General features: G+C 45.7%; 14 protein-coding genes. 7 read left to right on the top strand and 7 right to left on the bottom strand.

Translation table 11 applies throughout. The annotated features are described in order from the left end of the window. The first annotated feature begins 444 nt into the window (after nt 1-444). From kdpF to ABF87_RS02865, 6 genes are read left to right on the top strand one after another with little or no spacing between them, the layout of a single operon-like run. A complete protein-coding gene (gene kdpF, locus ABF87_RS02890) occupies nt 445-537 on the top strand; it encodes a K(+)-transporting ATPase subunit F (protein WP_160827632.1) in 93 nt (30 codons plus the stop codon). Further along, nucleotides 534-2,321 (top strand): potassium-transporting ATPase subunit KdpA, encoded by a 1,788-nt coding sequence (kdpA, locus tag ABF87_RS02885; RefSeq protein WP_160827631.1) that lies wholly within the window; start codon nt 534-536, stop codon nt 2,319-2,321. The genes kdpF and kdpA overlap by 4 nt, the downstream gene beginning before the upstream one ends. Nucleotides 2,322-2,336: 15 nt before the next feature. Then, nucleotides 2,337-4,397: a potassium-transporting ATPase subunit KdpB gene (kdpB, locus tag ABF87_RS02880; RefSeq protein WP_160827630.1), complete on the top strand. Its 2,061-nt coding sequence runs from the start codon at nt 2,337-2,339 to the stop codon at nt 4,395-4,397. 19 nt (nt 4,398-4,416) lie between these two features. Next, nucleotides 4,417-4,992, top strand: a complete 576-nt coding sequence (gene kdpC, locus ABF87_RS02875) for a potassium-transporting ATPase subunit KdpC (RefSeq protein WP_160827637.1) — start codon at nt 4,417-4,419, stop codon at nt 4,990-4,992. Next, nucleotides 4,992-7,661: a DUF4118 domain-containing protein gene (locus ABF87_RS02870; protein ID WP_160827629.1), complete on the top strand. Its 2,670-nt coding sequence runs from the start codon at nt 4,992-4,994 to the stop codon at nt 7,659-7,661. Before kdpC ends, ABF87_RS02870 begins: the two co-directional genes overlap by 1 nt. Continuing rightward, entirely contained in the window at nt 7,658-8,341 is a 684-nt protein-coding gene (locus tag ABF87_RS02865) for a response regulator (RefSeq protein WP_160827628.1), read from the top strand. The genes ABF87_RS02870 and ABF87_RS02865 overlap by 4 nt, the downstream gene beginning before the upstream one ends. A gap of 234 nt (nt 8,342-8,575) precedes the next feature. On the opposite strand, the gene ABF87_RS02860 is transcribed toward ABF87_RS02865, so the two are convergent. From ABF87_RS02860 to ABF87_RS02845, 4 genes are all read right to left on the bottom strand, one after another. Then, nucleotides 8,576-8,881: a type II toxin-antitoxin system RelE/ParE family toxin gene (locus ABF87_RS02860; RefSeq protein WP_160827627.1), complete on the bottom strand. Its 306-nt coding sequence runs from the start codon at nt 8,879-8,881 to the stop codon at nt 8,576-8,578. Beyond that, nucleotides 8,874-9,128, bottom strand: coding sequence for a type II toxin-antitoxin system ParD family antitoxin (locus ABF87_RS02855; protein WP_160827626.1), 255 nt, complete (start codon nt 9,126-9,128; stop codon nt 8,874-8,876). Before ABF87_RS02855 ends, ABF87_RS02860 begins: the two co-directional genes overlap by 8 nt. A gap of 82 nt (nt 9,129-9,210) precedes the next feature. Further along, the gene (locus ABF87_RS02850; RefSeq protein ID WP_160827625.1) at nt 9,211-9,447 is read right to left on the bottom strand and encodes a hypothetical protein; all 237 of its coding nucleotides are present in this window, start codon (nt 9,445-9,447) and stop codon (nt 9,211-9,213) included. A 190-nt stretch (nt 9,448-9,637) separates the two neighbouring features. Further along, entirely contained in the window at nt 9,638-10,012 is a 375-nt protein-coding gene (locus ABF87_RS02845) for a hypothetical protein (protein ID WP_160827624.1), read from the bottom strand. Between the two features lie 184 nt (nt 10,013-10,196). Here ABF87_RS02845 and ABF87_RS02840 point away from each other — a divergent pair, with 184 nt between their 5' ends. Continuing rightward, nucleotides 10,197-11,393: a PQQ-dependent sugar dehydrogenase gene (locus tag ABF87_RS02840; protein ID WP_160827623.1), complete on the top strand. Its 1,197-nt coding sequence runs from the start codon at nt 10,197-10,199 to the stop codon at nt 11,391-11,393. Between the two features lie 629 nt (nt 11,394-12,022). Here the strand turns inward: ABF87_RS02840 and ABF87_RS02835 are convergent. From ABF87_RS02835 to ABF87_RS02825, 3 genes are read right to left on the bottom strand one after another with little or no spacing between them, the layout of a single operon-like run. Then, nucleotides 12,023-12,955 carry a bestrophin family ion channel gene (locus ABF87_RS02835; RefSeq protein ID WP_160827622.1) on the bottom strand — a complete coding sequence of 311 codons (933 nt, stop codon included), beginning with the start codon at nt 12,953-12,955 and terminating at the stop codon, nt 12,023-12,025. 42 nt (nt 12,956-12,997) lie between these two features. Continuing rightward, nucleotides 12,998-15,037, bottom strand: a complete 2,040-nt coding sequence (recG, locus tag ABF87_RS02830; protein WP_160827621.1) for an ATP-dependent DNA helicase RecG — start codon at nt 15,035-15,037, stop codon at nt 12,998-13,000. 28 nt (nt 15,038-15,065) lie between these two features. After that, a complete protein-coding gene (locus ABF87_RS02825) occupies nt 15,066-15,458 on the bottom strand; it encodes a RidA family protein (RefSeq protein WP_160827620.1) in 393 nt (130 codons plus the stop codon). Nucleotides 15,459-15,591: the final 133 nt, after the last annotated feature.

The following is a 15,591-nucleotide window of genomic DNA, read 5'->3' as shown; positions in this document are numbered from 1 at the left end:
GAGCACTTCGATGACCCGCTGGACCTTCAAATGCGAATTATTGTTCTATCAACTACTTACGAAATCCATCAAGGTTGGTTAGTGAAGTTTGAGATACGAACTGCTAATCAGTAGATGCTAGGTTCGAGATATGAAAATTGAGTCATTAAGATCATTGAGTTACATTTGAAATCAGAGAATTTCGAATCTCAATCTTTCTTTCCTACATAAAATAAATCCATGATTTTTACAATAGGCATCACTAAATAGCTATCAAATTTTTACATAATTTTTACGCTACATCACTTCAATTCAACTCCATTTTTACACACAGTTGTTCATACTGTACAAGTAGGTAACTTTTGGAGTAAGTATATGGATTCTATCTATTATCTCTGAATAGTCATTTTATCTGTAGTATTGATCATAGGGTTGATTGCCAATTACTACCATGAGGAATAAAAGATGAATTGGATTTATTGGCTAACCGGTATTCTTGCTGTCTTATTGTCCATCTATCTGCTCTACGCATTATTCAACGCCGAAGAAGTAACATGAACACATCGCTTTGGATACAAATCGGTTTATTTCTTATTGTTCTCTTTATTGCCGCCTGGCCTTTAGGTCGCTATCTCGCTAACGTATTTGATGAACAACTAACACGTCGTTTCATTTGGCTGGAAAAATTTGAGTATGGATTCTGTCGTTTGATTGGCACCAGTCCAGCAGAAGATATGCCATGGCAACGTTATGCAACAGCAATCGTGCTATTCAATGTTATTGGCGTGGTTGTTGTGTATGGCTTACAGCGTTTTCAAAGTGAATTGCCTTTTAATCCTCAATCACTTGGAAATGTTTCTTCAGACTCGGCCTTCAATACAGCAATATCCTTTGTCACCAATACCAACTGGCAAGGTTATGGTGGCGAATCGACGATGAGTTATTTGACACAGATGCTCGCTTTAACCGTACAGAACTTCGCATCAGGTGCAACCGGTATCGCAGTTGTTATTGCTCTGATTCGTGGTTTTACGCGAAGGAATGCTGCTGGTATCGGTAATGCATGGCTCGATTTATCACGTTCAATATTCTATGTGCTATTGCCACTGTCATTTGTATTCGCATTATTTCTGGTGAACCAGGGAGTTATTCAGAATTTCAATGCTTATCAAGAAGTCAAGCTGATAGAACCTCTTGAATATGCTGCACCGAAGCTGGATCTTAATGGTCAGCCGTTGAAGGATGATCAAGGGAATGTGACCATGGGGGCAATCAAAACAGATAAACAGTCAATTGCCATGGGGCCTGTCGCATCGCAGGAGGCAATTAAATTGATTGGTACCAACGGTGGCGGTTTCTTCAATACGAATTCAGCACATCCTTTTGAAAACCCGACGCCACTTACTAATTTCCTGGAGATGATCAGTATCTTCCTGATTCCGGCTGCTCTGTGTTTCGCCTTTGGTCAAATGGTTGGAGACCAGCGGCAAGGGTGGACGATTCTTGCTACGATGACCGTGTTATTCATTACGCTGGCAACCGTAGCGCTGTGGTCCGAATCCAACTCGAATCCACTTATCACCCAACTGGGTGCAGATGGTTCAATGGGCAATCTCGAAGGTAAGGAAATCCGCTTTGGCATCATTTCTTCTGCATTATTTGCGACAGTCACGACAGCTGCCTCTTGTGGAGCGGTCAATGCGATGCATGATAGTTTTCTGCCATTGGGCGGTTTAGTTCCGATGGGATTGATGATGCTCGGTGAAGTTGTGTTTGGCGGTGTTGGGGCAGGATTATATGGGATGCTCATATTCGCCATACTCGCCGTTTTTTTATCTGGATTGATGATCGGACGTACACCGGAATATTTAGGTAAGAAGATCGGCGTATTCGAGATGAAGATGGTGTCGATTGCGATTCTGGTTGTACCTTTGCTAGTGCTCGGGGGTACCGCAATCGCCGTTGTTACTGAAGCAGGCAAGGCAAGTATGGCCAACCCGGGCGCACATGGACTCTCCGAGGTGCTGTATGCATTCACTTCGGCTGGAAATAATAATGGATCCGCCTTCGCGGGACTCTCAGCTAATACACCTTTCTACAACATTCTGCTTGCTATCGCGATGTGGTTTGGGCGCTTTGGCGTCATTATTCCTGTATTAGCCATTGCTGGCAAATTGGCAGAAAAACCAAAACTCGCTGTAACCGCTGGAACGCTGCCGACACATGGGCCGCTATTCGTCATCTTACTCATTAGTACAGTACTCATATTCGGGGCGCTCAACTATGTTCCAGCGTTAGCGCTTGGCCCTATCATCGAACACTTGCAGCTATTCTCACACTAACAGGCAGGAGTATTCATGAAAACACGAACCCTTCCGTTATTCGATCCGGTATTGATTAAACCGGCATTCCTCAATGCATTCAAGAAACTTACCCCACAAACACAATGGCGTAATCCGGTTATGTTTATAGTCTGGGTGGGGAGTGTCCTCACGACGATATTGGGTATTGATGCCATCTCCGACCGTGGCGAAGCACCAGCAGAATTCATTTTCACGATTGCTGCATGGCTATGGTTTACCGTTTTATTCGCCAATTTTGCCGAAGCGCTCGCTGAAGGTCGAGGCAAAGCACAGGCAGCAGCCTTGCGCGGTGCGCGAAAGAATATTATTGCAAAAAAATTAGCTGAACCTAAGCACGATGGAAGCATTACGACTATTGACTCCATATCGCTACGAAAAGGCGATATCGTACTCATTGAAGCGGGCGATTTCATCCCGGCTGACGGAGAAGTCATCGAAGGTGTTGCTTCTGTCGATGAATCCGCCATCACCGGCGAATCTGCACCGGTTATCCGCGAATCGGGTGGCGATTTCTCAGCAGTTACTGGCGGTACGCGCATCCTATCGGATTGGCTGATAATTCGTGTGACAGCTAATCCAGGAGAGGCATTTCTGGATCGCATGATTGCAATGGTAGAAAACGCCAAACGTAAGAAAACACCAAACGAGATAGCGCTAACTATTTTGCTCGTTACGCTTACACTGATATTTCTATTCGTATGCGCAACGCTATTACCGTTTTCAATCTATAGTGTTGAGTCAGCAGGATCGGGCTCACCTGTATCCATTACCGTTTTGGTCGCACTCCTGGTTTGTCTTATTCCGACGACCATCGGCGGCTTACTGTCAGCGATTGGTGTGGCTGGAATGAGCAGGATGATGCAAGTGAACGTGATTGCCACCTCTGGCCATGCAGTTGAAGCCGCTGGCGATGTGAATGTATTACTGCTCGACAAGACGGGCACAATCACGCTGGGTAATCGGCAAGCATCTGCCTTTTTGCCAGCACCCAATGTACAGATTAAAGAATTAGCTGATGCCGCACAACTCGCCTCGTTAGCCGATGAGACACCAGAGGGGCGTTCCATCATGGTGCTCGCAAAACAGGAATTTGGCTTGCGCAGTCGCGAATTGCATGATGCGGTTTTCGTTCCTTTTACTGCGCAAACGCGCATGTCCGGCGTAGACTTTGGTGATCGCAAGATCAGAAAAGGCGCAGCAGATACGATTCGTGCCTATGTCGAAAATCTGGGGAGCATTTTTCCAGAAAATGTCGAAGTTTTAGTTGATCAAGTATCACGCCGTGGCAGCACGCCGTTAGTCGTGGCCGATGGCGCTCGCGTGCTCGGTGTCATTGAACTTAAGGATATCGTTAAGGACGGTATCCGAGAGCGCTTTAGCGAATTACGGAAAATGGGCATTAAAACAGTGATGATCACGGGCGACAATCGCTTAACTGCTGCTGCGATTGCCGCTGAAGCTGGTGTTGATGATTTTCTCGCTGAAGCCAAACCTGAAGATAAGCTTAAATTGATCCGGGAGTATCAGGCACAGGGACGATTGGTTGCCATGACCGGCGATGGCACTAACGACGCGCCTGCTCTTGCGCAAGCTGACGTAGCCGTTGCCATGAACTCCGGTACTCAGGCAGCAAAAGAGGCAGGCAATATGGTTGATCTCGATTCCAATCCAACCAAGTTGATCGAAATTGTAGAAACCGGTAAACAAATGTTAATGACACGCGGGGCACTGACAACTTTCTCAATTGCTAACGATGTTGCCAAGTACTTCGCAATTATTCCTGCAGCATTTGCCACCACTTACCCACAGTTAAAGATGCTCGATATCATGCATCTAAACACGCCCTCATCGGCGATTCTTGCGGCTGTGATCTTCAACGCGATCATCATTGTGTTTCTGATCCCACTGGCGCTTAAAGGTGTGAAATACCAAGCATTGGGTGCTGCTTCGCTATTACGTAAAAATTTGCTGATTTATGGCCTGGGCGGTTTGCTCGTTCCTTTTATCGGCATCAAATTGATTGATGTCATGTTGGGTCTTTTAGACTTCGTCTAACCGCAAACAAGGAGCTATGATGAAAAATCTCATCCGTCCGGCCATTACATTATTTACTTTAATATCGCTCGTTACCGGCTTACTTTACCCACTAGCAGTTACCGGCATTGCACAGATCACTTTTCCGGAACAAGCTGCAGGTAGTTTGATGAAGCGGGGTGAAGAAGTCATTGGCTCTTCCCTGATTGGACAGCGCTTTTCTGGGCCAACCTACTTTTGGGGCCGTCCTTCTGCGACTGTCCCAATGCCTTATAACGCGGCAAATTCAGGCGGCTCCAATCTGGGGCCAACCAATCCCGCATTGATAGAGGCAGTTAAAGAACGTGCCAAGAACATACTTGCAAATCACCCGGATAAAGCGGAAAAAATTCCAACGGATCTTGTCACCGCATCAGCAAGTGGTCTGGATCCCCACATTTCACCCGCCGCAGCGTATTACCAGGTCGAGCGCGTTGCAGCAGCGCGTAACGCCGATACGACTATAGTCAAATCTCTGGTTGATCGATCGATTGAAACGCCACAGTGGGGTTTATTGGGTGATTCTCGTGTCAATGTCTTACGCCTTAACTTAGCCCTGGATGCATTGGAAAAATAATGACTGATGAACGTCCTGATCCAGATCATCTGTTAGCTGAAATCAAGAAAGAGGAAATTGCTGCACAGCGTGGCAAACTAAAAATCTTCATCGGAGCTTGTGCTGGAGTGGGCAAAACCTACACCATGCTTAATGCCGCTCAACAACGGTTAGCTGAAGGGATTGACGTCGTTATCGGCGTGGTTGAAACGCATGGTCGTAGCGACACTATAAAGCTTCTGGAGAAGCTTCCCATATTGGCATTGCATGAAATCAAATACCGGGGAAAATCACTGCTTGAGTTCGATATCGATGCTGCACTGCAACGAGCGCCGCAGTTAATCATCATTGATGAGCTCGCACACACAAATATCGAAGGCTCGAGACATACGAAACGCTGGCAGGATGTTGACGAGCTCTTGGCGAGCGGAATTGATGTTTATACTACGTTGAACGTTCAGCATCTTGAGAGTTTAAATGATGTTGTTGGCGGCATTACCGGCATCCGCATCTGGGAAACTGTTCCAGATCGCTTTTTTGATAACGCTGATGATGTGACCCTAGTCGATCTGCCACCTGACGAGCTATTGGAGCGGCTTAGAGAAGGCAAAGTCTATGTGCCCGGGCAAGTTGAACATGCTGCCAAAAATTTCTTTCGTAAGGGTAATCTGATTGCATTGCGCGAACTCGCTTTAAGGCGCACAGCAGATCGTGTTGATTCACAAATGCGCGCCTATCGTGCAGATCATGCGATTGCCAATGTTTGGCAGACGCGTGAACGTATCATTGCTTGTATTGGTCCAGGCCCTCTGGGTAATAAGCTGGTGCGCAGTGCCGCTCGTCTGGCGAATGAACTAAAAGCTGATTGGCACGCAGTATATGTTGAAACACCAGCGCTTCAGCGTCTACCTAAAATTGATCGGCAGCGTATTCTTGATCATCTTAAGTTAGCTGAAGAACTCGGCGCAGAGACGGCAACGCTAGCTGGTAGTGATTTGATTGCAACATTGATTGCTTATGCACAAAGCCGGAACGCCAGCAAGCTGGTCGTTGGCCGACCGGTGGATTTACCCTGGTTTCAGCATTGGCGTCCACGTTTTATCGATGCACTAGCCCGATTTGCACCCGATATTGACATCTATGTAGTTGTCGGCAATGAGAAACCTACCCGAATTAAGAATCGGGAAATCAAATCTGGTGCGATTAAATGGCGGAATTATGCTTGGGCCACAATTGCTTGTGGAATAACGGCCCTATTAGCTGAAGCATTGTTACGTATTTTCGATTTATCAAATGTCGTCATGATACTCTTGTTAACCGTTGTGGGCATTTCGATCAGATTCGGTCGAGGCCCCGGCGCATGGGCTGCAGCACTGTCAGTTTTGTTGTTTGATTTTTTCTTTGTACCGCCACGATTCTCATTCTCTGTTTCTGATGTGCAATATTTATTCACTTTCACTTTAATGCTACTGATTGCCTTGACCATCGGGCAGCTTGCAGCAAAACTACGATTTGAAGCAACTATTGCCAATTTACGCGAACGGCGCGCCCAAGCACTGGCAGCCCTTTCCAAAGAATTATCTGGCGCATTAACCGTTGAACAAGTAGTTGAGATTGCAAACCGGAATGTAAGTGGAATATTTAATTCAGCAGTAGCAGTGCTCCTGCCCAGTAGCCAAGAGAAGACGAAAATAGCTGGCACATCATCCTCTCAACCGACAATCGATACCGCTGTTGCACAGTGGGTTTACGATCATCAATTGCCTGCCGGTCTTGGTACACATACATTGTCTGCAGCCACTTCACATTACCTGCCACTTAAAGCACCAATGCGTACTCGCGGGGTACTCGCTCTGGAAGCCAAGGATTTGCTTTTTCTTAATGAGCCGGAGGAAAAACGCTTACTCGATACCTTCGCGGCACAAATTGCTCTGGCTTTGGAACGTGTCCACTATGTCGAGATTGCACAGGATGCATTGGTCTCAATGGAGGGAGAACGATTACGTAACTCACTACTTTCAGCAATCTCACATGATTTGCGCACTCCATTAACCGCCTTGGTAGGATTAGCTAGCACACTTGCCAATAGAAACCTACCAGAAAATTCCCAAAAGGAACTCGCCCTTGCTATCCAGAACGAAGCACAGCAAATGTCTGAGTTGGTCACAAATCTACTCGAAATGGCACGATTACAGACTGGTGGCGTAAAGCTGAAAAAGGATTGGCAATCAATAGAGGAGATTGTCGGCAGCGCATGTATGCAACTTCATCATGTGCTGACTAAAAACAAACTGATTATTTCAATTCCTTCCAACCTACCATTATGTGAATGCGATCCGATTCTAATTCGGCGGGGCATTGTCAATCTGCTAGACAATGCTGCCAAGTTTACACCTGCTGGCAGTACTATTTGGGTTTCAGCCGCCGCGGAGAATAATGAAATGACTATTGTGATCGAAGATAATGGACCGGGTTTACCTCCTGGTCAAGAAACCAAGATATTCGATAAATTTATACGTGGAGAAATCGAATCCAACAAACCCGGGGTTGGCCTTGGCTTGGCTCTTTGCAAGGCAGTCGTAGAAGCTCATGGTGGAAAAATTTCTGCTGAAAATAGAGTTGATGGTGGAGCCCGCTTTATTGTGACACTACCACTTGGGATCGCTCCCATACCAGAAGAATTGTTATGAAAATACCTCGCATTCTGATTATCGAAGATGAAAATCAGATTCGCCGGTTCGTACGTATAGCACTGGAAGCAGAGATTTTTAATGTCATCGAAGCGGATAGTGGTACACGAGGTTTAATTGAAGCCTCTACTAGGCAGCCTGATCTTGCCATTATTGATCTTGGTTTACCTGATCTCGAAGGGAAAGAAGTCATTCGTCAAATTCGTGGTTGGTCGGAAATGCCCATTGTCGTATTGTCCGCTCGTGATCGCGAAGAAGAAAAAGTCGCAGCGCTTAACATAGGCGCTGATGATTATTTGACAAAACCATTCGGTATACCGGAGCTAGTTGCGCGTGTTCGAGCCCATTTGCGGCGATGTCAATCCAACGAAAATCAAGGTGATCCAAAAGCACACTTTGGTGATGTTACCGTTGATCTTGCAGCACATACAGTAACGCGTGCTGACAAAGAAATTCACCTCACACCGATTGAATACCGGTTACTACTGACTCTCATCAATGCGCGCGGGCGGGTAATTACGCATAATCAACTTATGTTGGCAGTATGGGGACCGAATTACTCAGAGCGATCACACTATCTACGTATTTACATGGGGCATTTGCGACAAAAACTGGAGCGTAATCCAGCTCAGCCTGAATTTCTGCTTACTGAACTTGGGGTAGGTTACCGGCTGGTATAAGATAAAAAAAGTACCTTCTATTTTTGGACTCCATTTTTATTTACCATTAATCTTGGAAAAATCAGATTAATGATTCTTTTTACTCCGTTACATTAGATATAGCGGCATTGGTTCCTTCGACATAGCCGCTGCTAACATTTAGACTTCAGAAATTTTGGGGTAGCAAAAGCTGCGACCATTCCTTCAATCGATGTGTGCAACCAAAACACTGGGTGTCATTAATATGAGTCACGATTATTTTTTGGAAGATGGTATGTGTCGTATGAAATCCATGCGCTGATGCAAAATGCGAACAATCAAAATATCTGCACCCTGGGATTTATAAAACACGACATGGGATTGATATTCAAATCGCTTCAGGCTTGGCGCGAGCTCAGTGGCACTTTGTCCTAGCTGCGGATTATCGGCAAGAATGTCGAAGCAGTTATTTAATCCATCACGATAGAATCGAGCCTGTTCGATACCAAATGATTGAATGGTGAAATCGGCAATATCGGATAGGTCGGTAACGGCGCGATCCGTTAAGTGGAACCTACCCACGTCTATTTTTAGAGCGTTGCTCTGCTTCGTCCCAAATCTCGCCTACAGTTTTATTGCTTACGCCACTATCTAATCCTTCCTGAATAGCTTGTTTCAAAAACATATATTGAGCATTTTGTTCCTGGTCACGGCGCACAAGATCACGGATATATTCGCTGTCATTAGTAAAGCCCCCAGCGGCAATTTGCGTTTTAATCCATTGATCTTGTTTATCCGTTAATGTAATAGTTTTTCGTATTGTTCCCATATTGATACTCTAGTATTAAGTGGATTAACATACTATTGGTGCTTCATAGCATACTATCACTTTTACAAAGATGCTGGTTATTTTAGTCGACCATACTATCCATCAAATCGACCACATGCTCGCGTTCCACTGCTCCGTATAAGGGGGGATCTTTTTCTTTATTCAAGAGGGCTTCTCTTAATGAAGATAATGCAGCAAGATTAATAGTTGCCTTCAACAAAACATAGTAGATCAATTGATAGCGGACTTGTTTAAGGTTATCAACGATAAAGCCAAGACCATTTTGTTGCAAACAAGCATGGCTTTCCGTTGCAGCCATGATTCCTTTGTCCAACAATCCGGCTCTTCGTTTAGATGGGTTAAAGCGATTCGTTGGATTATTTCTGCACCCTTGTGATGGTGGAGGATAAAAGAGAAGGCAAAAAATATTGCCGGATAAAGTGCTTTGAATTTATTCCACTGATCATCGGTTGCTTGCCGGATTTCTTCGTTGCCTGGAGCTTGCATAATTAATTCCTTATTGATGCCAAGCAACCACCGGCATCGGCCAGTAACCGGCGCATGATCGTCCAACCGGTTAAACGATCGGCCTTCTTGGCAGGATGAAAAATCACGCCGCTACGTGCGAATTCCTCAGCAATGGATCCGCTAACACTGCCAGTCCTGCTGAATATTGCATCATCAGCACATCCTTCCGATCTCACTTCCCAATCCTTGCACATCGCAGTAATTTCTTCGCTGAGTATGGGTATAATCCAGTTCGTTCCTTTGTGAGGCTGATCAGGTAAGGCTGTACTAAACTCATCCACTAACACCAATGAATCACGAGAATAGTACTTACCAAATGCTCCACCTCCCGGCGATTTGGCAACGAGGTATGTCACGCTCGGCGCCGAACTTCCAAAGTCATGGGCAAGATTTCTTTTACTAATTTCACTACTCTTTCCTATCGTTAGTTCAGTCTTTTTAGTGATCCCATTTAAGAATAATAAATTTCCGAACTATTTTTATTGATAAGTCACTTAATAATATGAGTATGTATAACCATAGTATCTAGGAGACAATAAAATGGCCCAATATAAGAGCCTTAACAAAAATATCATTCAATTCTTCGTACTACAAATTCAATTATTTGTTTCATTTCTTTCAAGGTTGGCAAATAAATGTGGAAGGAAGCTTTTTATTCCTTTAGAACTAGCAGTAATAGTAACGGTAGCTTTTGCACCCTTAATGCTAAAAGCGGCTGTTCCGGCAGGATTTAAGCAAAGCATAGTCGTGAGAAATTTGATTCAGCCGACGCGTATGGCGATTGCACCTGATGGAAGAATCTTTATTACTGAACAAGCTGGACGTATTAGAATCGTAGAGCAAGGCAGTTTACAAACACAGCCTTTTCTTAACATTGCAAGTCGAGTTGATAGCCAGGGAGAACGAGGATTATTAGGAATTGCTTTTGACCCAAATTTTTTGATTAATCAGTGGGTATATGTTTTCTATACTAGCAAAACACCCGTCATTCACAACCGAGTAAGTCGTTTTAAAGCAAATGGAGATACGGTTCTACCAGAAAGTGAAGATGTTTTGCTGGAGATCCAAGCATCGGGTTCAGCACAACATCATAATGGTGGATCAATTAATTTTGGAGCAGACGAAAGACTATATATAGCAGTAGGTGATGGTGGAACTTCAACCAATGCACAATTGATGGAGAATCTGAAAGGGAAAATTCTTCGCATCAACAAAGACGGCAGCATACCCTCCGATAATCCATTTTATCATTCCACCACCGGTATCAACCGGGCCATTTGGGCAAAAGGGTTACGCAATCCCTACAGTTTCGCTGTACAGCGCGAGACAGGTAGGATTTTTATCAATGATGTTGGGGAAGATACTTGGGAAGAAGTCAATCAAGGCATAAAAGGATCTAATTATGGCTGGCCACATTTCGAAGGAAACGGCGGCAATCCTCAATTTCGAAATCCAATTATAGTTTATCCGCACAATCCTATTGGATGTACAGCAATAGTTGGAAGTGCTTTTTATAACCCTATTAACGATCGATTCCCGTCTGATTATGTAGGGGATTATTTCTATGGTGATTTGTGCGCTGGTTGGGTCCGTCGATATGATATAGCAACTAAAAAGACGACTGGCTTTGCAAATGGCATGGGACAGATTGTCGATATTCAGGTTGGTTTGGGAGGGGTAATGTACGTTTTAAGGAGAGATGGAGGAATAATTTATTCTATAAGTTTCGGGAATTAATTGTTTTTAATTACGCGCTTCTTAATTACATTCCAGAAATTGTGGTGATTTTTAGGCTTTGAGATACACCATTATCAAACGTATTTACTTAGTAGATTCAATTCTTAAGAAAAATACCCGATCAAGGCTCGCAAGAATCAATTTATATTGTACAACCTGGTTTGGAAAGAAATATTAGCTGTCGCACCGAACAATCAGGCCAAAAGAATCAGTACATATACCTACGAAGTGCCCCTTACAGATAATTAAATCAAATGGTGGAATAATAGATTTGTCATGCAATCTCTATTCACATGACTCACCGCACCAGCCAGCGCAAAAGCGTAGCCGGATGGCTGGAAGCTAAAGAATCCGGTGTGGCCCTCCTCCAATCTCGACTTCTCCCTCACCGGGTTCACCTTCATAATATAGGGGTATTTTTCAAAAAATGGGTAAATTTACAGATAAACTAAAAAAGTAGATCCTCTTGTCTATAGATTTCAGATGGTTATATGAACTCTCGCTCAAAATGCCTTTTCTCGGTCGTGTGCCGTTTTTTTCATTTAGCTTTGCCTCCCCTCATTCGTTAACTCTCCAGAGCTTGCATAATCAAAAAGATCTCTTGAACAGATAGTTAAGGCAAAAACGCCTCATGTCAAAATATCCTTTTCTGGCTTGAGTGGTTCTGGGCGGTCGGGGTCATTGATCAGCTCTAGTAGGTTGATTTCTATCGTTCGAGAAATTGCATTCAATGGCAAATCATTCGGTTGCAAGTCAAAAGGATTTTCAATTTCATCACCGATGGCATCCAGTTCGAAAAACGCATACGAAATCAGCAATACCACCACGGGGGTCAGCACACCGGTGGTTTCGACCAGCCCGAACGGCAGGAACAGGCAATACGAAGCCACGATGCGATGGATGAGTACCGAATAGCTGAACGGTATCGGCGTATTCTTGATACGTTCGCATCCTCCCAAAATCGTTGATAGCTCGTTAAGCTGCGCGTCCATAAAGGGAAAGTTCAAGTCATTCAACCAGCCCCGATCCCGAGCGATGGCAAGATCGCGCCCCAGATGCTGCAGAATTGTAAGCGGCCTATGTATAGATTGAAGCACATCGTTTAAATCTTTGGGAGACAAAAATTTTTTTATCTCGGAAGCGGGATCTTCATTGCGCAAGTGACAACGCAATGCGTGGGCATACGCAATTAAACGCTTGACGAAGATTTCGCGGAATTGCTGAGCATCCTCGCTGTCATGGGAAGCATCGATCATGAAGCTGACTTGGCGCGTCAGATTGCGTGAGCTATTGACCAGCATGCCCCATAGTTTTCGTCCTTCCCAGAACTTATCGTACGAGACATTATTGCGAAACCCCAGAAAAACGCCCACTGCCACTCCTATCAATAGAAACGGTGTAGTCGTCAGCGTATAGGCTTGGATATTGTAGTACAGCTCCACATACGTCACGATACAGGCAGCCAGCGTTACCGTGAGAATGCGCGGCCAGGTCTCCATGAAACTGCTGCCTCGGAAGTGAAACAACAGCCGCACCCATGACACTTTATTCTTAACAATCACGTCAGTTAATTCCTTGTTGAATATTATTCTGGAACCGAACCATTACACCCGCAGATATTCGGTCTTCTCGCCCAACCAGCGTTCGATATGGCGTTGAGCAAGGTCTGGATAAAGAGAGAGCATGTCATCGACGCTCGCTTGGGCAGCGATCAGCAATTCCTCATCGCGTTCCAGATCAGCAAACCGCAGCATGGGCACTCCACTCTGACGAGCTCCCAGAAATTCACCTGGACCGCGCAATTGTAAATCCTGGCGCGCAATTTCGAAGCCATCCGTGTGCTCAAAAATGATTCTGAGTCGTTTACGGGCGATTTCCGACAATGGTTGTTGAAATAGCAAAATACACACACTCGCTTCTGTTCCGCGCCCTACCCGCCCACGCAATTGATGCAATTGCGACAATCCCATGCGCTCGGCGTTTTCGATCACCATCAGCGACGCATTCGGTACATCCACGCCCACTTCGATGACAGTAGTGGCTACCAGCAACTGAATGTCACCTTGCTTGAACAATGACATCACGGCGGTTTTCTCGTGTGTGGACAAGCGCCCATGCACCAATCCGATTTGTAAATCCGGAAATGTTTTACTCAATGCTTCGTACGTTTGTAGCGCTGTTTGCAATTGCAGGGTTTCGGATTCCTCGATCAACGGACAGACCCAGTACACCTGTTTACCGTGATGGCAAGCCTGTCGTATGCGTTCAATGACTTCATCCCTGCGATTGTCAGCGATCAGCTTGGTTACGATGGGTGATCGTCCGGGCGGCAATTCATCGATGATGGATACATCCAGATCCGCGTAATAACTCATCGACAACGTGCGTGGAATCGGGGTCGCACTCATCATCAATTGATGCGGCACATTATTGGATTGCGCACCTTTCATGCGCAGCGCCAAACGCTGCTGCACACCAAACCGGTGCTGCTCGTCGATGATTGCCAATCCCAGTCGATGAAACGCGATCTGTTCCTGAAACAAGGCATGGGTACCAATCGCCAGTTGCGCATTGCCGTTGGCAATGGCCTCCTGGGTAAGTTGCTTTTGTTTTTTCTTCTGACTGCTCGATAGCCAAACCACGTCGATGCCGAGTGGTTCAAACCAGATCGATAATTTTTGATAATGCTGTTCGGCGAGAATTTCAGTCGGAACCATCAGCGCCACTTGAAAACCATTGTCGATGGCCTGTAGAGCAGCCAGTGCTGCCACAATGGTCTTGCCACTGCCGACATCCCCCTGCAGCAACCGCTGCATCGGATACGGCGCTGCCAAATCACCGCTGATCTCATCGGCCACTTTGATCTGCGCGCTCGTCAATGTGAAAGCAAGCTGACGCAGAAATTGATCGATCAATCGATGCTTGCGCGATAATATCGGCGCTGTGCGATTGCGCCGCTGCCGGTAATGCAGGCGCATGGACAACTGCTGAGCCAGCAATTCATCAAATTTGATGCGCCGCCACGCCGGGTGTGATCGTACCTGCAAAGCATCCATCGATGCATCCGGCGGCGGGTGATGCAAACATACGATACTCTCGCGGAAACCAATCAATTGATACGTTCGAATGATATTTTCCGGTAATGTTTCTGTCAGAAACAACATGTTCTCAGAACTCTGCAGTGCCTGCTCAATCAATCTTCCCAGGACTTTCCGCGTTAAGCCGGCAGTGGTCGAATACACTGGCGTCATCGTGTCCGCCAAAGATTCACCCTGCTGCACAATACGGCATTTAGGATGAACCATCTCCGCTCCAAAAAAACCGTTGCGGATTTCTCCAAGCAAGCGTACCCGCTTGCCGATGGCATAGGATTTGATCTGACTGGCGTAGAAATTCAAAAATCGCATCACCAGCAGACCGCTGCTGTCTTCGACATGACAAATCAATTGCCGCCGCGGACGCACGACCACTTCATTATGCACGATCAGTCCTTCGATTTGCACTGTTTTACCCGGAGGCGCGTCGGAAATCAGAAACATGTGCGTTTCATCTTCGTAGCGAATCGGCAGATGCAAAATCAGATCCAATTCATTGCGAATGCCCAGCCGTGATAATTTCTCCATGACCGCAGGGCTGATCGTCATCGCGGTATCTTCAAGGCAGTGATATATTCTATAAGCGTTGCACGACCATCACCGCATCCATTTCTACCAAAGCGCCTTTCGGCAACGATTTGACCCCGATTGCCGCACGTGCCGGATAGGGCTCAGAAAAATGAGAGGCCATGATTTGATTTACCAAGGCAAAATGATCAAGGTCAGTCAGAAATACCGACAACTTGACGATATCATTGAGGCTCCCTCCGCTGGCTGACGCAACCGCTTTCAAGTTGGAAAAGACCTGTTGAATCTGGCTTTCAATATCGTCCGTCATCGTCATGCTGACAGGATCCAATCCTATCTGGCCAGAAACATACACCGTATCGCCACCACTGACTCTGACAGCTTGAGAATAGGTACCAATGGCCTGCGGCGCATGTGGGGTATGGATGATTTGTTTACTCATTTTTTCTCCTGGTAAATTTTATACGCTAATTTTTTGTTATAGTAGCTGCGGCAAACCCTTTAGATGATTTGCTGCGCTATCATGCAGTGAACTCCGGCATATTTCAACTGGCGAGTGGTTGACGATGAGCTTG

The organism is Nitrosomonas sp. JL21 (genome assembly GCF_009833095.1).
Classification (GTDB): Bacteria; Pseudomonadota; Gammaproteobacteria; order Burkholderiales; family Nitrosomonadaceae; genus Nitrosomonas.
This window is presented reverse-complemented; position numbering and strand designations above follow the sequence as displayed.

Excerpts from the sequence above, each read along its gene's own strand:
- kdpF (WP_160827632.1), top strand. The coding sequence starts at position 445 with ATGAATTGGATTTATTGGCTAACCGGTATTCTTGCTGTCTTATTGTCC.
- kdpA (WP_160827631.1), top strand. The coding sequence starts at position 534 with ATGAACACATCGCTTTGGATACAAATCGGTTTATTTCTTATTGTTCTC.
- kdpB (WP_160827630.1), top strand. The coding sequence starts at position 2,337 with ATGAAAACACGAACCCTTCCGTTATTCGATCCGGTATTGATTAAACCG.
- kdpC (WP_160827637.1), top strand. The coding sequence starts at position 4,417 with ATGAAAAATCTCATCCGTCCGGCCATTACATTATTTACTTTAATATCG.
- ABF87_RS02870 (WP_160827629.1), top strand. The coding sequence starts at position 4,992 with ATGACTGATGAACGTCCTGATCCAGATCATCTGTTAGCTGAAATCAAG.
- ABF87_RS02865 (WP_160827628.1), top strand. The coding sequence starts at position 7,658 with ATGAAAATACCTCGCATTCTGATTATCGAAGATGAAAATCAGATTCGC.
- ABF87_RS02855 (WP_160827626.1), bottom strand. The coding sequence starts at position 9,128 with ATGGGAACAATACGAAAAACTATTACATTAACGGATAAACAAGATCAA.
- ABF87_RS02850 (WP_160827625.1), bottom strand. The coding sequence starts at position 9,447 with ATGGCTGCAACGGAAAGCCATGCTTGTTTGCAACAAAATGGTCTTGGC.
- ABF87_RS02840 (WP_160827623.1), top strand. The coding sequence starts at position 10,197 with ATGGCCCAATATAAGAGCCTTAACAAAAATATCATTCAATTCTTCGTA.
- recG (WP_160827621.1), bottom strand. The coding sequence starts at position 15,037 with ATGACGATCAGCCCTGCGGTCATGGAGAAATTATCACGGCTGGGCATT.
- ABF87_RS02825 (WP_160827620.1), bottom strand. The coding sequence starts at position 15,458 with ATGAGTAAACAAATCATCCATACCCCACATGCGCCGCAGGCCATTGGT.